Origin of the sequence: Desulfovibrio legallii (assembly GCF_900102485.1) — a bacterium.
GTDB classification, from domain to species: domain Bacteria; phylum Desulfobacterota; class Desulfovibrionia; order Desulfovibrionales; family Desulfovibrionaceae; genus Desulfovibrio; species Desulfovibrio legallii_A.
Genome location: NZ_FNBX01000015.1, coordinates 1 through 23,294, shown reverse-complemented (window position 1 = coordinate 23,294; position 23,294 = coordinate 1). Strand labels below are relative to the sequence as shown.

18 protein-coding genes are annotated in these 23,294 nt (G+C 66.2%); 9 read left to right on the top strand and 9 right to left on the bottom strand.

The features are described 5' to 3' along the window. Positions 1-82 precede the first annotated feature (82 nt). Positions 83-1,777, bottom strand: a complete 1,695-nt coding sequence (locus BLS55_RS09150) for a bacteriohemerythrin (RefSeq protein WP_092154530.1) — start codon at positions 1,775-1,777, stop codon at positions 83-85. Between the two features lie 209 nt (positions 1,778-1,986). On the opposite strand from BLS55_RS09150, the gene yedF reads away from it, so the two are divergent. The 4 genes from yedF (at position 1,987) to BLS55_RS09130 (ending at position 5,126) form a co-directional block, all read left to right on the top strand. After that, a complete protein-coding gene (yedF, locus tag BLS55_RS09145; protein WP_092154528.1) occupies positions 1,987-2,592 on the top strand; it encodes a sulfurtransferase-like selenium metabolism protein YedF in 606 nt (201 codons plus the stop codon). Between the two features lie 380 nt (positions 2,593-2,972). Further along, positions 2,973-3,692 (top strand): septal ring lytic transglycosylase RlpA family protein, encoded by a 720-nt coding sequence (locus BLS55_RS09140; protein WP_373886027.1) that lies wholly within the window; start codon positions 2,973-2,975, stop codon positions 3,690-3,692. 115 nt (positions 3,693-3,807) lie between these two features. Beyond that, positions 3,808-4,488, top strand: a complete 681-nt coding sequence (locus BLS55_RS09135; RefSeq protein WP_092154525.1) for a hypothetical protein — start codon at positions 3,808-3,810, stop codon at positions 4,486-4,488. A gap of 191 nt (positions 4,489-4,679) precedes the next feature. Beyond that, on the top strand, positions 4,680-5,126 hold the full coding sequence (locus BLS55_RS09130; protein WP_092154523.1) for a flavodoxin: 447 nt from the start codon (positions 4,680-4,682) through the stop codon (positions 5,124-5,126). Between the two features lie 273 nt (positions 5,127-5,399). On the opposite strand, the gene BLS55_RS09125 is transcribed toward BLS55_RS09130, so the two are convergent. From BLS55_RS09125 to BLS55_RS09105, 5 genes are all read right to left on the bottom strand, one after another. Next, complete coding sequence (locus tag BLS55_RS09125) at positions 5,400-8,558, bottom strand: efflux RND transporter permease subunit (RefSeq protein WP_092154521.1); 3,159 nt, start codon at positions 8,556-8,558, stop codon at positions 5,400-5,402. Further along, complete coding sequence (locus tag BLS55_RS09120) at positions 8,555-9,928, bottom strand: efflux RND transporter periplasmic adaptor subunit (RefSeq protein ID WP_092154519.1); 1,374 nt, start codon at positions 9,926-9,928, stop codon at positions 8,555-8,557. Before BLS55_RS09120 ends, BLS55_RS09125 begins: the two co-directional genes overlap by 4 nt. Positions 9,929-9,989: 61 nt before the next feature. Beyond that, positions 9,990-10,403, bottom strand: coding sequence for a copper-binding protein (locus tag BLS55_RS09115; RefSeq protein ID WP_092154517.1), 414 nt, complete (start codon positions 10,401-10,403; stop codon positions 9,990-9,992). A gap of 35 nt (positions 10,404-10,438) precedes the next feature. Next, positions 10,439-11,872, bottom strand: a complete 1,434-nt coding sequence (locus BLS55_RS09110) for an efflux transporter outer membrane subunit (RefSeq protein WP_092154515.1) — start codon at positions 11,870-11,872, stop codon at positions 10,439-10,441. 201 nt (positions 11,873-12,073) lie between these two features. Next, positions 12,074-12,508 (bottom strand): hypothetical protein, encoded by a 435-nt coding sequence (locus tag BLS55_RS09105; RefSeq protein ID WP_092154513.1) that lies wholly within the window; start codon positions 12,506-12,508, stop codon positions 12,074-12,076. 169 nt (positions 12,509-12,677) lie between these two features. On the opposite strand from BLS55_RS09105, the gene galE reads away from it, so the two are divergent. The 5 genes from galE to BLS55_RS09085 all read left to right on the top strand — a co-directional run bounded on the left by galE (position 12,678) and on the right by BLS55_RS09085 (position 19,176). Beyond that, positions 12,678-13,673, top strand: coding sequence for a UDP-glucose 4-epimerase GalE (gene galE / locus BLS55_RS09100; protein ID WP_092154512.1), 996 nt, complete (start codon positions 12,678-12,680; stop codon positions 13,671-13,673). Positions 13,674-13,678: 5 nt separating this feature from the next. Further along, complete coding sequence (locus BLS55_RS09095; protein ID WP_092154581.1) at positions 13,679-14,602, top strand: bifunctional methionine sulfoxide reductase B/A protein; 924 nt, start codon at positions 13,679-13,681, stop codon at positions 14,600-14,602. Between the two features lie 265 nt (positions 14,603-14,867). Beyond that, entirely contained in the window at positions 14,868-16,931 is a 2,064-nt protein-coding gene (locus BLS55_RS09090) for an elongation factor G (protein WP_092154510.1), read from the top strand. A gap of 444 nt (positions 16,932-17,375) precedes the next feature. Further along, a complete protein-coding gene (locus BLS55_RS11925; RefSeq protein ID WP_143339541.1) occupies positions 17,376-17,588 on the top strand; it encodes a hypothetical protein in 213 nt (70 codons plus the stop codon). Between the two features lie 106 nt (positions 17,589-17,694). Beyond that, positions 17,695-19,176 (top strand): aldehyde dehydrogenase family protein, encoded by a 1,482-nt coding sequence (locus tag BLS55_RS09085; protein ID WP_092154508.1) that lies wholly within the window; start codon positions 17,695-17,697, stop codon positions 19,174-19,176. Between the two features lie 454 nt (positions 19,177-19,630). Here the strand turns inward: BLS55_RS09085 and BLS55_RS09080 are convergent, their stop codons facing one another. From BLS55_RS09080 to BLS55_RS11920, 3 genes are all read right to left on the bottom strand, one after another. Next, positions 19,631-20,245, bottom strand: coding sequence for a nitroreductase family protein (locus BLS55_RS09080; RefSeq protein WP_092154506.1), 615 nt, complete (start codon positions 20,243-20,245; stop codon positions 19,631-19,633). 53 nt (positions 20,246-20,298) lie between these two features. Then, the gene (mgtA, locus tag BLS55_RS09075; RefSeq protein WP_092154505.1) at positions 20,299-23,094 is read right to left on the bottom strand and encodes a magnesium-translocating P-type ATPase; all 2,796 of its coding nucleotides are present in this window, start codon (positions 23,092-23,094) and stop codon (positions 20,299-20,301) included. A gap of 41 nt (positions 23,095-23,135) precedes the next feature. Beyond that, positions 23,136-23,294 (bottom strand): transposase (locus BLS55_RS11920; RefSeq protein WP_180365437.1); only part of this gene is annotated, 159 nt, incomplete at its 5' end.

The window sequence follows — 23,294 nt, the reverse complement described above, 5'->3', positions numbered from 1 at the left end:
AGCGCAATGCATTCGCGCCGGCAAGCGCCGAAACGCGCGTACCTTAAACTTTGAGAATGCATATTCTCAAAGTTAATCTGCCCTAAAAGCCGTTGTCCTTGACGTCCGCTTCGGGCTCCTTGTCCTTGGGCGGCAGGTAGGGCACATAGGTGGGGTCTGTGCCCATAATGTGCTGCACCAGCCAGTCCTTGAGGAAGGTGAGCAGGTCCATGCTCACCGTGGCCGTGCCGCTCCGGAGCTCTTTTTCCACCTCGTCCAGCTTGGCCACAAACTTCTTGTGGATCTTGATGTGCTCCTGGGTGCCCAGGTATTTGGTGGGGCCAAAGAGCTTTTCTTCGTCGCTGAAGTGGGTGGCCGTATAGTCGCGCAGCTTTTTGACAATGGCCTGGAGCTCCTCGCTGGTGCGGTTGTGGACCATAGCCTCGTAAAGCTCGTTGATGTAGCCCACCAGCAGGCGGTGCTGGCGGTCCACCTGCGGCACGTGCAGGTCCAGCTTGGGTGTCCACTGCACAAACTGGTCCGTGACGGCTTGGTCGTAATCGCCCGAAACCAGGGCGTTGACGATCATGTCCAGCTCTTCCATGCCGCTCTGGAAGGTAAGCAGGGCTGCGGTAAAGTTTTCCATGGCCGTGGCCGTGTTTTCGGCCACGTTGCGGATTTCCTCCAGCGCGCCGTTGGTGCCCGCGCTGTTCTCGGACTGCGCCGCCGCGTTGTCGGCAATGACCTGCAGGCTCCCGGCCGTCTCCGTCATGGCGTGGATGATGTCGCGCATGAAGTTGCCCGCCCGCGTGGCCTGTTCCGCCCCGTCCACGCTGAGCTGGGCGGCCCTGTCCACCGTAAGCACGTTGCGGCGGGTCTCGTCCTGGATGGCCCGCACGGCCTCTTCCACTTCCTTGGTGGCGCCCATGGTCTTTTCCGCCAGTTTGCGCACCTCGTCGGCCACCACGGCAAAGCCGCGTCCGGCCTCGCCCGCGCGAGCGGCCTCAATGGCCGCATTGAGGGCCAGCAGGTTGGTCTGGTCCGCCACTTCGTTGATGACCGTCATGACCTGGCCGATGTTGCTGGCTTTGTCGCCCAGCCCGGCCATGGCCTCCTTGAGCTGCACGATGGTGTCCTTGACCCGCTCGATGGAGGCCACGGAGCCCTCCACCTCGCGCTCGCCCGTGGCTGCGCTGGCGCTGGAGCTCTGGGCGCTGTCCGAAAGGCCGCGCACCTTGACGGAGGCCTCGCTGGCCGTGGCGGCCACCCGTTCCATGGCCTGGGCCGTTTCGGCCAGGTGGTCGCGCTGCACCTCCACGCCCTTGTTCACGTTCGTGATCAGGCGGGAAAGGCCGCGCACCTCCTCGGAGAGCTTGTTGCACACCGTATGGGCCTTGTGCAGCACCATGGCCCCGCGCTCGTTTTTGGCCCGCAGGGCTTCCTCCTCCGCCTCCAGGGCCGCGATCCGGCTTTTGAGCCGCGCGTTTTCGTCCCGCAGATCCGTAAGGGCGGCGCTGTCCTCCGGCTCTCTGGCCGCGGCCTCGCGCAGGCGCTGCAGGCAGTGCAGGGCGCGCTGCGCGGCGTCCCCGTGCAGGGCGTTGTCGCCCTCTTCAATGAGCGTGCCCGTGTAGTCGTAAAGCTCTTTGTTCCTGGCGCGGGCCTGCAGCCACAGGGCCGCGTCGGCCAGAGCGCAGAGCGCCGCCAGGCCCACAAAAATCAGCGTATCCCCTCCCAGGCCCGCATAGGCGGTCAGACCGCCCAGAACCACCAATATCAGCACCTGCAATCCAATACCCATACCAGCCTGCCTTGTGTTAGGAACAGCCGCGGCGCAACGCGAGACGCCGCGCCCTGCCCGGATCCGTTGCCGCCGGCCTGTGCCGCCGGAGCGCGTCAGGCGCAGAACGCCCTTGCTTGCTTATCGACGCTTTCAACCCTATTCTTAAGGGGGCGACGTGTAAACCGAAACCGACGCGGCCCGCCCGCGCCGGACGCTCTGGAGGAGCTATGGAAACAGCCGATTTTCGCGGCCTGGCCTGCCCCCTGCCCGTGGTGCGCTGCCGCGACCTGCTGCGGGCCGGCGCGCGGGAGCTGCGCATCCTGGTGGACAACGAACCAGCCGTGGACAACGTGCGGCGCTTTCTGCACGGTCAGGGTTTTGACGTGCGCGTGAGCCAGGAGGGCCCGGCCTGCTGGAGCCTTGAGGCCCGCGCCGGAGCAAAGGCCGCGCCGGCCGCCGACGCCGCGCCTTGTCCCGCCCCTCAGGGGCAAGACGGCCAGCGCACCCTGGTCCTCATCACCACCCCCACCCTGGGCCGGGGCGACGAAGGCCTGGGCGCCAAGCTCATGGCCAACTTTCTGGCTACCCTGCCGGAGCTGGGCCCCCGCCTCTGGCGCGTTATCCTCATCAACGGCGGCGTTACCCTGGCCGCCGCGCCCGGCCCGGCCCTGGAGGCCCTCCAGCGCCTGGCCGCTGCCGGGGTTTCCGTGCTGGTCTGCGGCACCTGCCTTGCCCACTACGGCCTGCTGGAAGCCAAGGCCGTGGGTGAAACCTCCAATATGCTGGATATCGTCACCAGCCTCGACCTGGCGGACAAAATCCTTCGTCCCTGAGCTCCGCGCGCAACCGGCCGGGGCGCGTCCCTTCGCACTGGCGGAACGTGGACGCGCCCCGGCGTCACAGGGCCGACGGTGGCCACCTCTTGACTTTGTTTAGAAAAAACGTCGTGATAATATACTGAAATAAAAAAGTTTTCTCGGTTTGACACAGACTATTCCGCTACGGTATGCTTGATGCAACAGAAAAGGCATTCCCCGGGGAAACCGGCGGAACGGCACGCAAGGACGCAGCCGCCGCCAAAGGAAGGTTTCTGGGGTCAGGGCCGCGGGCGCGGTCCGTCCGGCAATTCCGCCGGCCAGCCTCGAACAGCAACAAAGGAATGGTCATGCAGTATTCACGCTGGCTTTTCGTGCCGGCGGTCCTGGCAGCCTGTATGCTCCTGGTCGCCCCCCTGAAGGCCGACGCGGCTTCCCCCAGCGATGCTTCCGCCAAAAAAGTCTCCGCTTCCTCCAAGGCCGCCCAAAAGTCCGCCGCCGCCAAACAGACGCGCAAAACCACGTCCAAGGCCAAAAAAACTTCTGTCAAAAAGCAGAAATCGCCACGCAAGACCGACAGAATAAAGGTCCGCGGCGGGCGTGAAAGCGTGGACAGCCGCGAGATATGGCTGCGCCGCGCCCAGGAAAGCGAAATTATGACCGGCAAGGCCTCCTGGTACGGCCGCGATTTTCACGGCGGCCCCACAGCCAGCGGCCTCAGCTACGATATGTACACCTTTACCGCGGCCCACCGCACCCTGCCCATGGGCACCGTAGTGCGCGTTACGGACCAGGAAAACGGCAAAAGCGTTATGGTCTGCGTGACGGACCGCGGCCCCTTTGTGCGCGGCCGGATTATCGATCTTTCTTACGCCGCGGCCAAGCAGCTTGATTTTGACGACCGGGGCGTGGGCCGCGTGGCCCTGGAAGTGGTCAGCGACGAAAGCGGCACCCCCCTGAGCCCGGACAAAGCCTATTATGTGCGCTACAAGGCCGCCATGGGCGACGAAACCCTGGGCCCCTATCGCGCTTTTGCCGACGCCGCCGCCATGCACGAAGCCGTGCGTCAGGTCCACCCCGAAGCCATAGTGGTGCTGGGCAGCGCGGACAAGCACTGACGCCGCCGGGGCTTCCAGCCCTTTGCGGGCCCGCCCGCCCCGGACCTTCAGGCTGTTGCCGCGGACTGCGGGCTGCGCTTTACAGGGGGATCTGCCCCCGCCTACACGAGCGCCTATGGTCAGACTGTCCTTTTTCCTGCTCTGCTGCCTGCTTGCTGCCGCCCCTGCGGCGGCCCAGACCGTTGCGGACCAGCCGCCGCGCGCCGCGCCCGAAAAAGCCGCCGCAGCCGTCCCTAACGGCTCGCGGCCCAAAGCCGCGGCGGCCCAGCCCCATCGACCGAACGCGGCCGCGACCGCCAAGCCCCACGAAAAATCCGGCAAGACCGCCCCGCATACCGCCGGGGCCAAAGGGCTGCACGCCCGCCCCTGGGCCTTTGGCCCGGCCGATTCCAGCCGCAGCGCCTGGCAAAAAGGCCTGCCCTCCCAAAACCTGCAGCAACGGGCTGTGGGCAGGGAAAACGGCGGCGTCAATACGGCCACGGGCATCAATTCCGCTCTGGAGAAGGCCGGACGGAAGGAAAAAGAGCGCGGTGGCATGAACGTGCATGTGGCGGACGAAAGCTCCTCCTGGCGCGAATCCACCCCTGCCCAGAACACCGCCCCGGACGAAAATCTGCCCATGGAAAGCCGCCATGTGGTCCGCGCCTACGCGGATATGGCCCCCTCCGAAGACCTGAGCATCGGCGTGGGGCCAGAGCTCATCCTCAAAAACGAGCAGCGCGAACGGCCGGGCAGCGCAAGCCACCAGCCCGAATCCCAGCTGGGGCTGGGCATGCAGTTCAAGCTGGATTTTTAGCCTCCTTCCTATCCGCCCCGCCCGCGCCGGACGGGACGCGCCCCACGCCCGCGCCTGGGCCTGCCGCCGGGCTTCCTGGCCCCTTGCCGCCCCTCCAAAAAGTCTCTTGACACCAAGGCCGATGCCCCTTACCTCTCTTATGAAAATAGATTTCAATTTTAACCCACGGCTACGCCGGGAGGAGCACCCCCATGAGCAAGGTTCTGATTCTTTATGGTTCCAGCACGGGCAACACGGAAAGCATCGCCCAGAAGCTCGCTGAGCTGATCGGCGCGGCCGGGCACGACGTTACGCTGCTCAACGCCGCCGAAGCCGCAGCGGACAATCTGGCCGACGGCTACGACGCCGTGCTCATGGGCTGCTCGGCCTGGGGCACGGACGACCTGGAAATGCAGGACGACTTCGCCCCTCTGTTTGACGAATTTGACCGCATGAACCTCAAGGGCCGCAAGGTGGCCGCCTTTGCCTCCGGCGACCGGGAGTACGAACATTTCTGCGGGGCCGTCAACGCCATTGAAGACCGCGCCAAGGAGCTGGGGGCCACCATCATCGCCGACGGCCTCAAAATGGAAGGCGACGCCATGAACGACCCCGACGCCGTGGAATCCTTCGCCGAGGACGTCATCAAGAAGCTGTAGCCGCCAGGAGAGCAGCTTCTCTTTGAGAACAGGCATGCGCAAAGTTTGCGGCACGCTCGCTTCGGCGCTTGCCAGCGCAAATACAGTGCGCTTACGCCTGCACGGCGGAAGTCTGCCCGCACAAGCCCCTAGGGCATTTCAAAGTTGCAACGCCCTAGGGGCGGCGTCAAGAAGCTGCAGCGCCGCGGCGGCTGCGTTATTACGCCGCAAAGGCCGGGAAACCCGAAGGTTCCCCGGCCTTTTTTGTTCACCGCGCCGTTTGCCGCAGGGGGCTTACGCCACCGGGCCTTTGCCCCGCGGCAGCAGGCGGCGCGCCAGCAGCAGTTTGTAGGCTGCGGGCAGAATGAACATGGACAGAGCCGCCGCGCTGATCATGCCGCCGAACATGGGCGCGGCGATGCGCGTCATGATCTCCGAGCCCGTGCCCGCCGTCCAGAAGATGGGCAGCAGGCCCGCCACGGTGGTCACGGCGGTCATGGCCTTGGGCCGCACGCGCAGCACCGCGCCGTCGTGGATGGCGGCGTCCAGCTCCGCCGCGGTGGCCGTCTGGGGCGAAGCCAGGGCCGGGCGCTCCGCCACGGCGTGCTTGATGTAGATGAGCATAACCACCCCGAATTCCGCGGCCAGCCCGGCCAGGGCAATGTAGCCCACCCCCGTGGCCACGGAGAGGGCATAGCCCATAAGGTACATAAACCACACCCCGCCCACCAGTGAGAACGGCAGGCAGAGCATAATGAGCAGGGATTCGCTCACGCTCCTGAACTCCATATAGAGCAGCAGGAAGATGATCAGCAACGTGGCGGGCACCATAAGGCTCAGCCGCTCCGTGGCCCGCTCCAGCATGGCGTACTGGCCGGTGAAGGAGACGCTCACCCCGGCGGGCAGTTGGATCTGCTCCCGGATGGCCTTGTCCAGGTCGCGCACCACCGAAACCATGTCCCGCCCGCGCGCGTCTATGTACACCCAGCCGGCCAGGCGCGCCTGCTCGCTCTTGAGCATGGTGGGGCCGGAAGCCATGCGCACGTCCGCCACGTCGCCCAGGGTAATCTGCTCCCCGGAAGGCGTGAGCACGGGCAGGCTGCGCAGGGCGGGCACGCTGTCCCGGTACTGCTGGGGGTAGCGCAGGTTGATGGGGTAGCGGGCCACGCCTTCCACTGTTTCGCCGATCTTTTCCCCGCCCACGGCGGAAGAAATGAAGAGCTGCACATCCGCCACGTTCATGCCAAAGCGGGCGGCCTGTTCCCGGTTGACGCGCACGTCCACGTAGCGCCCGCCCGTAAGGCTTTCCGCCAGGGCGGAGACCACGCCGGGCACCGCGGCCGCCACATGCTGCACCTGCAGGGCTGTGGCGTCGATCTGCGCCATGTCCGCCCCGGAAACCTTGACGGCAATGGGGCTTTTGACGCCGGTGGAGGTCATGTCGATGCGGTTGCGGATGGGCGGCACCCAAAGGTTGGCCATGCCCGGCAGGCGCACGGCGGCGTCCAGTTCCTCAATGATTTTGTCGATGGTCATGCCTTTGCGCCACTGTTCGCGCGGCTTGAGGCGAATGGTGGTTTCCAGCATTTCCACCGGCGCGGGGTCCGTGGCCGTTTCGGCCCGGCCCGCCTTGCCGAAGACCGTGTCCACCTCCGGCACGGTTTTGATCATTTTATCCGTAAGCTGCAGAATGCGGCCCACCTCAGCCACGGAAACGCCCGGCAGGGTGGAGGGCATGTAGAGCAGGTCGCCCTCGTCCATGTGCGGCAGAAATTCGCCGCCCAGACGTGCAAGGGGCCAGAGCGTGGAGAGCAGCGCCAGCAGGGCCACGGCCAGGGTAAGGCGGGGCCGGCGCAGAACCGCGCGGATGGCCGGGTTGTACAGGTGGATGAGGAACCGGCTGATGGGGTTTTTTTCTTCCGAAGGAATCCTGCCGCGCACCCAGAGGCCCGTGAGCACGGGAATGACCGTTACGGAAAGCAGGGCCGAAGCGCCCATGGCGTAGAGCTTGGTCAGGGCCAGGGGGCGGAACATCTTGCCTTCTTGCCCCTCCAGAGCAAAGACGGGGATGAACGAGAGGGTGATGATCAGCAGGCTTACGAACAGGGCCGGGCCCAGCTCCACCGCCGCGTCGGTGATGATTTCCCAGCGTTGCGCGTCGCTCAGCGTCTCGCCCGGCGAGGCGTCCTCCCAGCGGCGCAGTTTGCGGTGCGCGTTTTCCACCATAACCACGGAGGCGTCCACCATGGCCCCCACGGCAATGGCTATGCCGCCCAGGGACATGATGTTGGCGCTGATGCCCTGATAGTACATGACGATGAACGCGGCGCAGAGGGCCAGGGGCAGGGCCAGCACGGCCACCATGGCCGAGCGCAGGTGCAGCAGAAAGAGCACGCAGACCACGGCCACCACCAGGAATTCTTCCTTGAGCTTGTCCGTAAGGTTGTCCACGGCGCGCTGGATGAGCTGGCTGCGGTCGTAGGTGGTGACGATTTCCACCCCCTCCGGCAGGCTTTTTTGCAGCGCGGCCAGCTTTTCGCGCACGGCGGCGATGACCGCGCGGGCGTTTTCGCCCGAACGCAGCAGCACAATGCCGCCGGCCACCTCGCCCTGGCCGTTGAGCTCCACCAGGCCCCGGCGCATTTCCGGGCCCAGGCGGACGGCCGCCACCTGCTCCAGGTAGACGGGCGTGCCGTCGGCCGCGGTTTTGAGCACTATTTTGCGAAAATCCTCCAGGCTTTTCAGATAGCCGCCCGCGCGAACCATATATTCGGCCTCGGCCTGCTCAATGACGGAGCCGCCCGCTTCCTGGTTGGCCTTGGTCACGGCGGAGGCTATGGCGCTCAGGGGGATGCCGAACTGGGCGAGCTTCACCGGGTCCGCCACGATCTGGTATTCCCTGACCACGCCGCCCACGGAAGCCACTTCGGCCACGCCGGGCACGGCGGCCAGCTCAAACTTGAGCATCCAGTCCTGGAGGGAACGCAGCTCGGCCAGGTCGTGCTTGCCGCTCTTGTCCACCAGGGCGTATTCGTAGATCCAGCCGATGCCCGTGGCGTCCGGCCCCAGAGAGGGCGTCACGCCGTCGGGCAGGCGGCTCTGCACCTGGTTCAGATATTCCAGCACGCGGCTGCGCGCCCAGTAGAGGTCCGTATTGTCGTTAAAGATGACGTAAACATAAGAATCGCCGAAGGAGGAATAGCCCCGCACGCTCGTAGCCCCCGGCACGGAAAGCATGGCCGTGGTCAGGGGATAGGTGATCTGATCCTCCACCAGCTGGGGGGCCTTGCCCGGATAGGACGTCCGGATGATGACCTGGGTATCCGAGAGGTCAGGCAGCGCGTCCACGGGCGTGTGGTACACGGCCCAGGCCCCCCAGGCGGCCAGCAGCACCGCCCCCAGCAGCACAAAAAAACGGTTGCGCACGCAGGCGCGGATAAGCGAACCGATCATGATCCTTGCCTCCCGGAGGCCGCGCCGCCGGCCCCCTGACTGCCGCCGGCCGCAGGGGCGGCCTTATCCTCCGGCGCATGGCCGGAAGCCGCGGCGGCCTTGTCCTTCGGCGCAGGCTGCGCTTCGGGCGCCTTGTCCGCCGCCGGGGCGGCGTCGGCCCGCATTTTTTCCAGCGCACCACGCAGGTTGGCCTCAGAATCGATGAGGAAGAGCCCTGTAGTCACCACCTCTTCGCCTTCTTCCAGGCCGGAGGCCACCGCCGTCTGCTCGCGGGAGGAACGCAGCACCGCCACCTTGCGGGGCACAAAGGTTCCGTCCGCCGCACGCACAATGACGCGCTGCTCTTCGCCAAAATCAATAAGGCTCTGGGTGGGGATGAGCAGGGCCTCCTCCCCCTTGCCGCGCAGGCTGATGCCGGCGGTCATGCCGGGGCGGAGCAGGCCTTCCGGGTTGCGCACGCTGAGGCGCAGCGGCACGGTGTGCGTGGCCGGATCCGCATCGGGCAGCAGGGTGAAGGATTCCGCCTGGAACCCCCGGTCCGGATAGGCCGCCACGCTCAGGCGCACGCGGCTCTTGCCCGCCAGCAGGTGCACGTCGCTTTCCGGCACGTTGGCCGTCACCCACACGGGGTCCGTGCCCTCAATGACGGCGATGGTCGTATCCTTGCCCACGTTCATGCCGGGGTAGACGTCCAGGGTGGTAATGATGCCCGCCACCGGGGCCTTGATGGTCATGCGGGTCTGCACCCGGCCGGTCCGGTCCACAGCGGCCAGCATTTCCTCCGGCATGCCCGTCAGGCGCATCTTTTCGCGCACGCCGCGCACCACGGCGGGGTCGCCCCCCTGCGCCTTGAGCAGCAGGTATTCGCTCTGGTCCGCCGCCCACTGGGGCACGGTGATTTCCGCCAGGGGCGCGCCCTGGGCAATGGCGTCGCCCACGGCATAGGCGCGGATTTTTTCCACAAAGCCCTCGGCGCGGGGCTGCACCTTGGCCATGCTGTAGCGGTTGTAACTGATGTTGGCGGGCACCTGCCGCGTAAAGGTCAGCCGCCCCCGCCGCACTTTTTCCGTGCGCACGGCCAGGTTCTGCACCTGCACGGGGTCAATGCGCACGCCCGCGCCCGCGCCTTCGTCAGCGTAGCGCGGCACCAGATCCATATCCATAAAGGGCGATTTGCCCGGTTTGTCAAAGTGCGTGCCCGGATACATGGGATCGTACCAGTAGAGCACCTTGCGCTCGCCCGCAGGCGCGGCGGCCGCGCTTACAGCGGGCGCTTTTCCCCCGGCTCCGGCCTGCCCCCAGAGGGCGTAGCCCAGGCCCAGACCGCCCGCAAGCAGTGCGGCGGCCAGCAGCAGATTTTTCGCAGTCATGGCGTATTCCTCTGCGGCGCGCGGACGGACAAAGCGCCCTCCGCGCGCCGGATGCGACAGGTTAGCGGCGTTCCAGATCCACGATGACGGCCTTGGTTCCTTCCATGCGGAAGTCAAAGCGCACGGCGTCGCCGGGCTTGAGGCCCGCCAGCAGGTCGGCGTCCTCCACGGCAAAGCCCATGGTCATGGCCGGCCAGCCCAGGGCCGCCACAGGCGTGTGCTTGATGACGGCCTTGGGCGCGGCCGCGTCCACGCTCATCAGTGTGCCCTGGGCGGTATAGACCTGCCCGGCGCGGGCCGCGTCGGGCGCGTGGTTCATGCCCTCCATCTGGCCGCCCTGGGCCATGTCGGCGGCCGGGGCCGCAGTGTGGGCCGCGTGCTCCATGTCCTGCGCCGCAGAGGCGTTGGCGGGGGCAAAGCCGAAGGCAAGGGTCAGGGCCAGAGCGGAAGCGAAAGCGAAGGTACGGGTATTCATGATGTTTTCCTTATAATTTGTTGCAGTATGGTTGGTCAGGGCCGCGCGGCGGGGGCGGCGGTTTGCGCCGCAAGGCCCCCGCCCAGGGCGGCGTAAAGGTTGCTGTCGTTAACCAGCTGGTTGCGCCGGATGGTCAGCAGGGCCTGCTCGGCGGCATAGACCGTGCGCTGCGCGTCCAGCACCTCCAGGTAACTGATGGTCCCGCTGGCGTAGCGGCCGGAGGCCAGGGCCAGCACCCGGCGCTGCGCGGCCAGGTATTCCTGCTGCGCGGCCAGCTGCCCGGCATAATAACGCCGGGTCATGAGCGCATCCGCCACCTCGCGGAAGGCCGTCTGCAGGGTTTTTTCGTAGGTCGTCACGGAGCTTTCTTTCCGCACCTCGGCCAGATCCAGGTTGGCCTTGTTGCGCCCCGCCGTAAAAATGGGCAGGACCAGACGCGGCACAAAGGTCCAGACCGAGGCCGCGCCGTCGAACAGGCTCGCCAGCGCGCCGCTGGCATAGCCCGCGCTGCCCGTAAGGCTGATGATGGGAAAGAAGGCCGCCCGCGCCGCGCCAATGTCCGCATTGGCGGCCTTGAGATTATGTTCGGCTTCCAGCACGTCGGGCCGCCGCAGCAGCACGGAGGAGGAGAGGCTCTCCGGCAGGGGCGCCGTGGCCTGTTCCGCCAGGGGCGCGGCCGGGGGCAGATCCCGTTTTTCAAAGCTGCCCAGCAGCAGGGAAAGGGCATTGGCGGCCCGCACGGCTTCCTGCTCCTGCTGGGCCAAAGCCGCCCTGGCCGAAGCCGCCGCGCCGCGGGCCTGCTCCAGCTCCAGCACGGAGGCCTGGCCGGAACGCAGCCGGTTCCCCATAAAGGCGTAGGAGGCCTCCCAGCTCTGCACGGTTTTGCGGGCCAGCTGCAGGCTTTCCTTGGCCAGGCGCAAATCCGCCCAGCTTTGGGCTATCTGCGCCACCAGGCTGATCTGCGCCGCTCTGGCCGCTTCCTCGCTGGCGAGGTAACGCTCCAGGGCCGCGCCGCTCAGGTTTTTCACCCTGCCGAAGAAATCCAGCTCAAAAGCCGGAATGGTCAGCATGGGCGCGAACTTGTCCTTGGGTTGGTCATAAAAGGAGCCGGAAACCGTATCGCTGCCGTCCAGGCTGAGCTGGGGCAGGCGCTCGGCCCGCTGCACGCCGTACTGGGCGCGGGCTTCGGCCACGGCCAGCACGGCCAGCTTCAGGTCGCGGTTGCGGCGCAGGCCTTCGTCCAGCAGCGCCTGCAGCTGCGCGTCCTTAAAGAAGTCACGCCAGCCCGGGGCCGTTATATCCACAGTCTGCCCCGGAGCCCGGGCCGCGGCGTCGGGGCCGTAGCCCGCCTCCGTCACCGCGGACGGCATGGGGGCCGCCGGACGCTGGTAGTCCGGCGCAAGCGAGCAGGCGGAAAGCCAGAACGCCAGCACAAGCGCCAACGCGACGTTTACTCGCGGAGTATCCATAAAACACCACCTCTGGTTCAATCCACGCAACCAGGCCGCTGCGCCGCAGGAACGGACGCGGGCGAAGGTTGCCGCACAGGGTCATGGATCGCATGCCGGGATGCGGCGCGCACGGCGCGACGCAAGACCGGCCCGGAGGGACAGCGGCCGGGCGCGGGCGCTCAGGCCGTCCGAAGACGGCGCAAGACCGCAGGCCGGGCACTATCCCCTGGAGGTGGTCAGACGGGGAGGACGGAAGAGATTGTCGCCAAGACGGGAAGGAAGGACGCTGACGCCGGAAACCGCGAGGCGCTCCGCCGCCGGAGGCGGCGTGGCCACGGTCAGCGTTTGCGGCAGGATGGAAGCGGAAAGCTGCAGGCAGAGCTGCGCGGCGCAGGCATGCCCTGCGGGGGCGGGCGCGTCGTTGGCGTGACCCGTGTGGGCGGCGCCAGCGCCGTCCGCAACGGTTGACGCGCCCCACCCCCCATGCATGGCTGCGGCACAGCAGGCGGCAAGCGGCGCGGCATCGCCCATCAGGCAGCCCACCGCCGCAGGCGCGGCCTGACCGCACCCGTCGGCAAAGACGGGCTGCACCCGGCCCAGCGCAAGCAGGGCCATGAGCAGGATGACGCATATGGAGGTTTTCCGCTTCAACATAGCTTTTTAATAAGGTTTGCCCGACGGCGTGTCAAGCAGAAATTTCGGAACTGTTCCTATTTTGCCCTGCCCGCCTGCAGCGCGCTCTTGTCAAAGGCGGCGCGCCGGGGCAAAATGTTCCCAGGCCCCGCACCGGCCGGGGCAATGTCAGGCAAGAAAAGGAAAAGGTATGGCCATACTGGTATGCGGCGGCGCGGGCTACATCGGCTCTCACAACGTGCGGCTTTTGCTGGCGCACGGCGAAGACCCCGTGGTGCTGGACAACCTGCGCACCGGGCACCGGGCGGCGGTGCCCGCAGGCGTGCCCCTGTATGTGGGCGACATGCGTGATCCCGCCCAACTGGACACCATTTTTCAACGCCACAAGGTAGAAGCCGTGCTGCATTTTGCGGCCTGGTCTTTGGTGGGGGAAAGCGTGGAGCGCCCCCTGCCCTACTTCAACAACAATATCCACGGCATGCAGGTGCTGCTGGAGGCCATGCTGCGCCACGGGGCGGACAAGCTCGTGTTTTCGTCCTCCGCCGCCGTGTACGGCGAGCCCGCCGCCGTGCCCATCCCGGAGGACGCGCCCCTTGCGCCCACCAATCCCTATGGGGAAAGCAAGCGCATTATGGAGAGCATGACCCACTGGGTGGGGCTGGCCCACGGCATCCGCGCCGTAACCCTGCGCTACTTTAACGTGGCCGGGGCCTGGCCCGACGGCAGTCTGGGCGAAGACCACCGGCCCGAAAGCCACCTGGTGCCCATCATCCTGCAGGTGCCCCTGGGCCTGCGGCCCCATGTCACCGTCTACGGCGACGACTACCCCACCCCTGACGGCACCTGCATCCGCGACTACCTGGACGTGCTGGAGCTGGCCGACGCCCACTGCCGCGCCCTGCGCTACCTGCGCGCCGGCGGGGAAAGCGTGGTCTGCAACCTGGGCAACGGACGGGGCTTTTCCGTGCGGGAAATGATCGACGCGGCCCGCCGCGTCACCGGCCGGGACATCCCCGTGAAGATCGGCCCCCGGCGGCCCGGCGACCCCGCCCGCCTGGTGGCCGCGCCGGAACGCGCCCGCCGGATCCTGGGCTGGACCGCCCGCGCCGAGGTGGAAAGCGTCATCGCCGCGGCCTGGGCCTGGCACAAAAGCCACCCCCACGGCTATGAGGAGACTGCCCCATGAAGACCCTGCCCCCCCTCTCCCCGGAAGAAACCGCCGTATTGCTGCACAAGGCTACAGAACCGCCCTTCAGCGGGGCTTATGTCCACACGGCCGCGCCGGGCCGCTACTGCTGCCGCCAGTGCGGCACGCCCCTGTTCCGCGCTGAAGACAAATTCGACTCCGGCAGCGGCTGGCCCAGCTTTGACGACACCCTGCCCGGGGCCGTGCGCCGCCAGCCCGATGCGGACGGCCACCGCGCGGAAATCGTCTGCGCCCGCTGCGGCGGCCACCTGGGCCATGTGTTTGCGGGCGAGGGCTTTACCCCCAAAAACACCCGGCACTGCGTCAACTCCCTCTCCCTGCACTTTGTGCCCGCCGGCGAAGAAGCGCCCGCTGTGGCCGCCGCCCCGCACGGGGCAGCCGAGGCAGGCCTGCAAAACGCGGATCCTGCCTGCACGGGCGTGGCCGTGGTGGCCGGGGGCTGCTTCTGGGGCGTGGAAGACGCCCTGGGCCGCCTGCCTGGGGTCTGCACGGCGCAGTCCGGCTACACGGGCGGGCACACAGCCGAGCCCAGCTATGAAGAGGTCTGCTCAGGGGAAACGGGCCATGCCGAAGCCGTGCGCCTGACTTTCAACCCGGCCGCAATCAGCTATGAGCAGATCCTGCGCCGCTTTTTTGAAATCCACGACCCCACCCAGCGCAACCGCCAGGGCCCGGACGTGGGGGAGCAGTACCGCTCCGCTGTGTTCTGGCTGGATGCGGACCAGAAGGCCGTGGCCCTGCGCCTGCTGGACGAGCTGCGCGGCCTGGGCTACGCCGTGACCACCCAGGTGCTGCCCGCCGGGCCCTTTTACCCGGCGGAGCCCTACCACCAGCACTTTGCCCGGCGCACGGGGCGGGGGGTCTGCCACATGTCCGTGCCGCGCTTTTCCCGCCGCGCCAAGGGCTGAACAGGGCGGCCGCCCGCACCGCCTCAGGGCGGGCCCCCTTCCCTTTCTGGCGGCAACCCTGTAGGGTACAAGACAATGGGCCAGACGGGGCGAGATCCCCCGCCACGGCCTCGGCCGCGCGCCCCGGCCTTTGCCCGGCCGGGCACGACCCCGCTGATCCATAAGTTTGAGCCGTTTTTTCAGGAGGATACGCCTCGCCCTTTGTTTCCGTACATCCGGCCAGCGCCCGACGCGCCCGCCACATCGCTTAGCAAGGGAGAACACCATGCCTACTCCACTGGAAATGCAACGCACCTTCGCACTCGTCGGCACCGGCGGCTGCGGCAAAACGTCCCTGGCGGAAATGCTGCTCTTCAACGCCGGGGCCGTAAGCCGCATGGGCGCCATTGAAGAAGGCACCACCTGCCTGGACTACGAACCCGAAGAAGTGCGCCGCCGCGGTTCGGTGCAGCCAACCTGCGCCACCTACCTCTGGAACAAAAACCGCCATTTCCTGCTGGATATTCCCGGTGACGGCAATTTTACGGGCGATATGGAATGCCTGCTTATGGGCGTGGACGCCGTGGTCTTCGTGCTGGACGCCGTGGACGGCGTGCGCCCCCTGACCAAAAAATTCTGGAGCATGACGCGCGCCGCCGGGCTGCCCGCCCTGATGGTCATCAACAAGATGGACCGCGACCGGGCCGACTTTCAGATGGCCTTTGACGGTCTGACCGCCCTGGGCGTCAAGCCCGTGGTCCTGCAGCTGCCCATCCGCCAGGGCGAAACCCTGGTGGGCATGGCCGACGTGCTCGCGGGCCGGGCGCACATGTTTGGCCCCGACGGTGCCACGGCCGAAGCGGACATCCCCGCCGCCCTGGCCGACGACGTGACCCTGCTGCGCGATGTGGCCATTGAGAACATTGCCGAAAGCGACGAAGAACTCATGGAAAAATACCTGGAGGAAGGCAGCCTCAGCCCGGAAGATCTGCGTACCGGCCTGCGCGCGGGCGTGCTCAAAGGCGAGCTGACCCCGGTGCTGGCCTGCGCCGCTCTGGAAAACAAAGGCGGCAAGGCCCTGTTGGCGGCCATTGAGGCCCTGCTGCCCTCCCCCCTGGACCGCCCCGCCTTTGTGGGCGCGGACGGCGCGGAGCGCGCCCCGGATCCCGAAGCTCCGGCGGCCTGCTTTGTCTTCAAAACCCTGGCGGATCCTTTTGCCGGGCAGCTTTCCCTGCTGCGCGTGCTCTCCGGCACGCTCAGCGGCGACATGAACCTCAAAAATGTCCGCAGCGGCGAGGGCGAACGCCTGGGCGGCCTGCTCTACCTGCTGGGCAAAACCCAGACCCCCTGCAAGGAGCCCGTGGGGCCCGGCGCGCTGGTGGCCGTGGCCAAGCTCAAAAACACCCGCACCGGCGATACCCTCTGCGATGAAAAGGCCCCCTTTACCCTGCCCATGCCCGCACTGCCCCCGCAGCTCATTACCTACGCCCTGGCCCCCAAAGAGAAAGGCGAGGAAGACAAGGTCTACGCCGCCATGCAGCGCCTGCTGGACGAAGACATCACCCTGCGCCTGGGCCGCGACGAGGAAAACGGCGACATTCTGATCTCCGGCATGGGCCAGCTGCACATTGAGCTCTCGGTGGAAAAGGCCAAACGCCGCTTTAAGGTGGACATTGTGCTCAAAACGCCCAAGGTGCCCTACCGCGAAACCGTGCGCGGCAAATGCCAGGTGCAGGGCCGCCACAAAAAGCAATCCGGCGGCCGGGGCCAGTTCGGCGACTGCTGGATAGAGATGGAAGGCCTGCCGCGCGGTTCGGGCTATATTTTTGAAGACGCCATCGTGGGCGGCGTCATCCCCCGCCAGTATATCCCGGCCATCGACAAGGGCGTTCAGGAGGCGGCGGCCCGCGGCTTTCTGGCCGGCTGCCAGGTGGTGGACTTCCGCGTCAAAGTTTACGACGGCAGCTACCACACGGTGGATTCCTCCGAAATGGCCTTCAAGGTGGCGGGCTCCCTGGCCTTCAAAAAAGCCATGGAAAGCCTCAAACCCGTGCTGCTGGAGCCCATTGTGCTGCTTACCGTTTCCGTGCCGGATGAAAGCATGGGCGACGTTATCGGCGATCTTTCCTCCCGCCGGGGCAAGGTGCTGGGCTCGGATTCCCAGGGCGGCACCACGGAAATCAAGGCCCATGTGCCCATGAGCGAAGTGCTGCGCTATGCGCCGGACCTGCGCTCCATGACCGGCGGCCAGGGCTTCTTCACCATGGAATTCGACCACTATGAGGAGGCCCCCCAACCCGTGGCGGAAAAGGTCATGGCCGAACACCAGAAGAGCCGGGGCGGCGAATAGCCCCGGCGCACAACGAAGCACACATGGCGTCGGGCCTTGGCCCGGCGCTTTTTTTGCGCCTGCAACCGCCTGCGGCCCGCATTCCCGCTGTCCGCCCCACGGCCATGGCGCCCTGCCTTATCACTTGGCAATGTTCCCCACATCTGTGGGTCCGCCCCACGGCCATGGCACCCTGTACCGCCCGCTGCGCCGCGAGGCATGGCGCCGCGCGCATAAAGGCCTGCGGGGCAAAACCCCTGCCGATGGTTCTGGTCCGCCCACATGCCACGAAATCCATTTGCCGCGCCTGACGCGCATAACTCCTGAAGCACACAACCCGCTGTACGGGCAAAAACCTCTCTCGCCGCGGCGCGGTTGACCGCCAGCCGCTTATAACATATCATATTGATATGTTTTATCCGAACCCAATTTTTGCCCGCGCTTTCCGGGGCGCGCGGCAGTGGTATGACAACATCCCCACATGAAAAAGCCCATCCCCCCAGAATAGCATATCTTTTTTTAATACTACGTCCTGATGTGCATACAGAGCGTGATGCGCTTGCACTTTTTGCCATTCTTGCGTTTAGTACAGCAGGCATGGAAAGTAGTAGTGTCACTATTTTTTTAAAGAGAGTGATTATTGCAGGTAAAACATTTCACAATTGTGTTCATTTTTAGAACATAGCAGTTATAAAGCTATCTTCCACTTGCTTATACGCGGTACAAGCAGTAAGCCTGTGCCGTTGCATACCTCATACATATCAATGCAACAGAGGAGTAAAAAATGCAAAAACCTAAACTGCAGGATCAGTACGGCCTCTACATTAACGGCGAGTGGCGTCCCGCCTCGGACGGCGGCCTTTTTGAGACCTTCTGCCCAGCCAGCGGCGAGCGCCTGGCCGCCTGCGCCGAAGCCACCAAGGAAGACGTGGACAGCGCCGTCAAAGCCGCCACCGCCGCCTGGCAGACCTGGAAGAAGGTTGACCCCATTGAGCGCGCCAACCTGCTCCTGCGCATTGCCGACATCATTGACGCCAATAAAGAACACCTGGCCATGGTGGAAACCCTGGACAACGGCAAGCCCATCCGCGAAACCCTCAATGTGGACATCCCCATGGCGGCGGATCACTTCCGCTACTTCGCCGGGGCCGTGCGCACCGAGGAAGGCAGCGCCACCCTGCTGGACGGCAACACCCTTTCCCTGGTGCTGCGCGAGCCCATCGGCGTGGTAGGCCAAATTGTGCCGTGGAACTTCCCCTTCCTCATGGCCGCCTGGAAGCTGGCCCCGGTGCTGGCATCGGGCTGCTGCACGGTGTTCAAGCCTTCCAACCACACGTCCCTTTCCGTGCTGGAGCTGGCCCGTCTGCTGGGCGACACCCTGCCCAAGGGCGTGTTCAACGTGGTGACCGGGCGCGGTTCGCGCTCCGGCCAGTACATGCTGGAGCACCCCGGCTTCCGCAAGCTGGCCTTCACCGGCTCCACCGACGTGGGGCGCAACGTGGGCCTGGCCGCGGCCAAGCGCATCATCCCCTCCACGCTGGAACTGGGCGGCAAATCCGCCAACATTTTCTTCCCCGACTGCCAGTGGGATATGGCCATGGACGGCCTGCAGCTGGGCATCCTCTTCAACCAGGGGCAGGTCTGCTGCGCTGGTTCGCGCGTCTTTGTGCATGAGGACATTTACGACAAATTCGTGGCCGAAGCCGTGGAGCGCTTTAACCGCGTGAAGGTGGGCCTGCCCTGGGAGCCCGACACGCAGATGGGCGCGCAGATCTACGAATCCCACCTCAAGGCCATCCTCATGTGCGTGGAACAGGGCAAGGCCGAAGGTGCCGCGGTGCTGTGCGGCGGCGAACGCCTTACCGACGGCCCCCTGGCCAAGGGCTGCTTCATGCGGCCTACCCTGCTCGGCAACGTGAACAACAAGATGCGCGTGGCCCAGGACGAAATCTTCGGCCCCGTGGCCGTGGTCATCAAATTCAAGAGCGAAGAAGAAGTGATCGCCATGGCCAACGACAGCATCTACGGCCTGGGCGGCGCTGTCTGGACCCGCGACATCAACCGCGCCCTGCGCGTCTCGCGCGCCATTGAAACGGGCCGCATGTGGGTGAACACCTACAACAGCATCCCGGCGGGCGCGCCCTTCGGCGGGTATAAGGAATCGGGCCTCGGCCGGGAGACCCATAAGGTCATCCTGGAGCACTACACCCAGCAGAAGAACATCATGATCAATATGGCGGAAATGCCCACGGGCCTCTATCCGTAGGTTCTGAGCGCAGAGGCCGCCAGGGCGTTTCAAAATTGAAATGCCCTGGCGGCTGCGTGAGCAGACGCCCGCCGTGGCGGCGCAAGCGCAATTTATTTGCGCTGGCAAGCGCCGAAACGAGCGTGCCGTAAACTTTGCAGAACGCCTATTTTCAAAGGTAATCTGCCCTACTGGTGCGGCGGAGCGCACGCCGACCCGCGCCCCGCCGCCCCGCCTCCGGGTTGGGCCGCCTGCCAGCGCGGTTCGGCCCCGTCCCCAGCCCTTGCGTTCCCCGCGCAAGGGCTTTTTTGCGCCAGGCCGCGCGGGGCGCTCGCTTTACCGCGCCTGCCGCCGCTGTGCCGCCCGCGGCAAGGCGCTGGCCTGAAGCCGGCTCCGTCCATGGGCGTTGCCGTCGCCTGCAGGCCGCCATCTCCGGCGCGGCACTACAGTCCAAGCGCAATATGCGGCAAGGCCGCTACTGCGTCACGCCCACCGTCTGGACGATCAGCACGCGCCAGCCTTCGGGCAGGGGCAGCTGCCCGTCCAGGGCGTGCAGGCCTGAGGCGTGCACATAGCTGCCCAGCCCGACGGAAGCGCAGTAAAGCCCGGCATTCTGATAGAGCGAACCCACATGCATGCCCGACCACTGGCTGGCGGCCGGGGCCGCGTAAAGCAAGGTCAGGGAGCCGCCGCCCATGGCCCCGCGCTTGTCGCCCTCCAGCACCCGGACCAGAATGTGGGCGGGATCGTAACGCCACACGCCGTCCGGCAGGGCCACAAAAACCTCCACCTCCTGCCGGTTCATGGCCGAAGGCGCGGTGCGGCGGCCGTCCGCCCGGTTAACGCCCCAGGTGGCCCAGAGCAAGTCGCTCAACTGCTGCGGCGGCAAGGGCGCGCCGCTGAAGCCGCGCTTGGTGGAACGGCGCTGGGCCAGGGCCTGCATGAGCGGCAGGCCGCCGCTTTTATCCGGCGCGGGCAGCTCCAGGCGCGGCGCGGCCCCGTCGGCGGCCCGCACCGGGGCCGAGGGCAGTAAAGCCAGAGCGGCCAACGACAAAAGCAGGGAAAGGGTCTGACGCAGACGAAAAACCATAGTGTTGCCTCCAGCTGCAAGGTTATATTTTTGTAAAATACGGCTGCAAGACCTCACAGCCAGGCCTGACGCCGCACATAGCGCAGCTTCACCACGCTGACCAGGCCGAGGTAACCGACCAGCACGGCCAGCAACCAGGGGAAAAAGGCGGCGGGCGGCGGGCTCATTTCCAGCCAGCGCCCCAGGGAGGCAAAGGGGATGGCCGTGCCCACGGCCACGCCCAGAAAGGTCAGCAGGCTCACCTGCCAGGCGGCGCGGCTTTGCAGCAGGGGGGCCCGCGGCGTGCGCAGCATGTGCAGCACCAGACTCTGGGTCCAGATGGATTCCACAAACCAGCCCGCCTGGAACAGGGCGGCAAAGGCCGCGCGCCCGCCAGGGTCCAGCCCGGCCCAGCCGCCCCCGATGGCCGCCGGGCAGATGACCCAGAACAACAGGGCAAAGGTGCAAAGGTCGAACAACGAGCTGACAGGCCCGAACCAGAGCATGAAGCTCTGGATGCCCCCACGGTTCCAGACGCTGGGGCGCGCCAGCATATCCGCATCCACGTTGTCCCAGGGCATGGCCGTGCAGGAAAGATCGTAGAGCAGGTTGAGCACCAGGATCTGCAGGGGCGTCATGGGCAAAAAAGGCAGCAGAAGGCTGGCCGTAAGCACAGAGAGCATGTTGCCGAAATTGGAGCTCACGGTGATTTTGATATACTTTAGGATATTGACGTAGGTGCGGCGGCCTTCCATCACCCCGGCTTCCAGCACGGTGAGGTCTTTTTCCAGCAGAATGACGCCCGCCGATTCCCGCGCCACGTCCACGGCCGTATCCACAGAAACGGCCACGTCCGCATTTTTCATGGCCGGGGCGTCGTTGATGCCGTCGCCCATGAAGCCCACCACATGGCCGTTGCCGCGCAGGCAGGCGACAATGCGGGCCTTTTGCAGCGGGTTCAGCTTGGCGAAAATGTCCGCCTCTTCCACCGCCCGGCTCAGCGCCGCGGCGTCCATGCCTTCCAGATCCGCGCCCAGCAGCGCCCGGCGGTCGGGCAGGCCCACCTGGCGGCAGACGCTGCGGGTTACGGCGTCGTTATCGCCGGTCAGCACCTTGACGCGCACGCCGTGCGCCTCCAGCGCGCTCACGGCTCTGGCGGCCGATTCCTTGGGCGGATCCAAAAAAGCCAGAAAGCCCAGCAAGGTCATCTCCCGCTCGTCCGCCACCGTATAGGCGCGGGGCGCAGCCTCCACAGCGCGCACGGCCACGGCCACCACCCGCAGGCCGTCGGCATTGCAGCGGCGCACATGGGCCGCGATCTCCCGCCGCAGTTCCGGGGTCAGGGGCACGTCTGCGCCTTTGTCCCGCGCCCAGGCGCAGACCCCCAGCATCTCTTCCAGCGCGCCCTTGGTGATGATCTGGCGGTTGCCGCCCTGGTTCTCCACCACCACGCTCATGCGCCGACGGCTGAAATCAAAGGGCATTTCGTCCACCAGGCGGCAGCCCTGGCGCAGGTCCTGCATGCGTTTTTCTTCGGCGTGGCTCACCACGGCCGCGTCCAGCAGGTTTTTGAGGCCCGTCTGCAGCCAGCTGTTGAGGAAGGCGCAGCGCAGCACGTTATCGTCGTCGTTACCGTGAATATCCCGGGAATATTCCAGAATGATCCTGTCCTGAGTCAGGGTGCCGGTCTTGTCCGTGCAGAGCACGTCCATGGCCCCCAGGTTCTGGATGGCGTTGAGACGGCGGACAATGACCTTTTTGCGGGCCATAAACACGGCCCCGCGCACCAGGTTGGCCGAAACCACCGTGGGCAGCATCTCCGGCGTCAGGCCCACGGCCACGGAAAGGGCGAAGACGGCGGCCTCCACCCAATCGCCCTTGGTCAGGCCGTTGAGGAGAAAAACCACCGGCGCCATGCAGGCCATAAGCCGCAGCAACAGCCAGGAAACGGAGGTAAGCCCCGTGTCGAAGCTGGTGGGCGCTGCCGTGACCGAAAGCTGCCGGGCCAGCGAACCGAACAGAGTCGCCCCGCCCACGGCCAGCACCACCCCGTGGGCCGCGCCGCTCAGCACGTTGCTGCCCAGAAAAACCAGATTGTCGCAATCCAGAGGGCTCTGGCGCGCCGGATCTGCCGGCAGGGCCTGGGCAAATTTCTCCACCGGGCCGCTTTCGCCGGTCAGGGAGGCCTGGCTCACAAACAGATCCTTGGCTTTGACGACGCGCATGTCCGCAGGGATCATGTCCCCCGCGGCCAGGCGCACCACATCGCCCACCACCAGGGCGGCAATGGGCAGCTCCCGTTCCCGGCCCTCGCGCAGCACGGCGATGGTGGTTTTGACCATGCCCTCCAGCCGGGCCAGGGCGTTGCCGGAGCGCGCCTCCTGCACAAAGTGCAGCGTGCCGCTCGCCAGCACCATGCCCGCCACGATGAGCACGGCGGTAAGGTCTTTCTCCCCGGCGGCGGCCAGCAGGTAGTCCGTAATGAAGGAAACGCAGGCCAGCACCAGCAGCACCGCGCTGAAAGGATTGATGAAGGAGCGGCACAGCCGCCGCCCCAGGCCGTCCCGGTTTTTCACGGCCAGAACATTGGCCCCGTAGTGTTGCCGCCGGGCGGGGATCTGCACGGCGGCCAGGCCATCGGGGGCCGAACCCACGCTTTGCAAGACGGCCGCCGGCGCGGCAACGGCCGCCGCGGCAAGGCGCGCGGCAGCCTCGCGGATCTGCTGTGGCGTGGCCGCAGGCGCGGGGCGGCCGGCGGCGCGCCCAAAACGGTAGTGTCCAGAATTTTTCGCACATTTCGTAGCGGCCCGCGTGGTCAGGATTTTTGGGTCTGCCTTAAGGCGCTGGCGCGGGCCTTGCGAGCGGTACATTCAAAGATGCCGCGGCTGCAAGGGCCGTGACAGCGCCGACGCTATTCTGCTTCCTCCCTGGACATGCACAGATACCGCTGTGTGCCCCATTTCTGGCCCGCCATATAGCGCAGCCGGGCCGCTACCAGCATTAAGGCCGCGTGCCCATCGGGAAAGCTCCCCACCACCCGCGTTCGCCGCCGAATTTCACGATTCAGCCT

Bases quoted from the DNA above. Each gene is read 5' to 3' on its own strand.
- BLS55_RS09150 (WP_092154530.1), bottom strand. From the start codon at position 1,777: ATGGGTATTGGATTGCAGGTGCTGATATTGGTGGTTCTGGGCGGTCTG.
- BLS55_RS09135 (WP_092154525.1), top strand. From the start codon at position 3,808: ATGGTCAGACTGTCCTTTTTCCTGCTCTGCTGCCTGCTTGCTGCCGCC.
- BLS55_RS09115 (WP_092154517.1), bottom strand. From the start codon at position 10,403: ATGAATACCCGTACCTTCGCTTTCGCTTCCGCTCTGGCCCTGACCCTT.
- BLS55_RS09105 (WP_092154513.1), bottom strand. From the start codon at position 12,508: ATGTTGAAGCGGAAAACCTCCATATGCGTCATCCTGCTCATGGCCCTG.
- yedF (WP_092154528.1), top strand. From the start codon at position 1,987: ATGGAAACAGCCGATTTTCGCGGCCTGGCCTGCCCCCTGCCCGTGGTG.
- BLS55_RS09110 (WP_092154515.1), bottom strand. From the start codon at position 11,872: ATGGATACTCCGCGAGTAAACGTCGCGTTGGCGCTTGTGCTGGCGTTC.
- mgtA (WP_092154505.1), bottom strand. From the start codon at position 23,094: ATGTACCGCTCGCAAGGCCCGCGCCAGCGCCTTAAGGCAGACCCAAAA.
- BLS55_RS09125 (WP_092154521.1), bottom strand. From the start codon at position 8,558: ATGATCGGTTCGCTTATCCGCGCCTGCGTGCGCAACCGTTTTTTTGTG.
- BLS55_RS09080 (WP_092154506.1), bottom strand. From the start codon at position 20,245: ATGGTTTTTCGTCTGCGTCAGACCCTTTCCCTGCTTTTGTCGTTGGCC.
- galE (WP_092154512.1), top strand. From the start codon at position 12,678: ATGGCCATACTGGTATGCGGCGGCGCGGGCTACATCGGCTCTCACAAC.
- BLS55_RS09130 (WP_092154523.1), top strand. From the start codon at position 4,680: ATGAGCAAGGTTCTGATTCTTTATGGTTCCAGCACGGGCAACACGGAA.
- BLS55_RS11925 (WP_143339541.1), top strand. From the start codon at position 17,376: ATGACAACATCCCCACATGAAAAAGCCCATCCCCCCAGAATAGCATAT.
- BLS55_RS09085 (WP_092154508.1), top strand. From the start codon at position 17,695: ATGCAAAAACCTAAACTGCAGGATCAGTACGGCCTCTACATTAACGGC.
- BLS55_RS09140 (WP_373886027.1), top strand. From the start codon at position 2,973: ATGCTCCTGGTCGCCCCCCTGAAGGCCGACGCGGCTTCCCCCAGCGAT.
- BLS55_RS09090 (WP_092154510.1), top strand. From the start codon at position 14,868: ATGCCTACTCCACTGGAAATGCAACGCACCTTCGCACTCGTCGGCACC.
- BLS55_RS09120 (WP_092154519.1), bottom strand. From the start codon at position 9,928: ATGACTGCGAAAAATCTGCTGCTGGCCGCCGCACTGCTTGCGGGCGGT.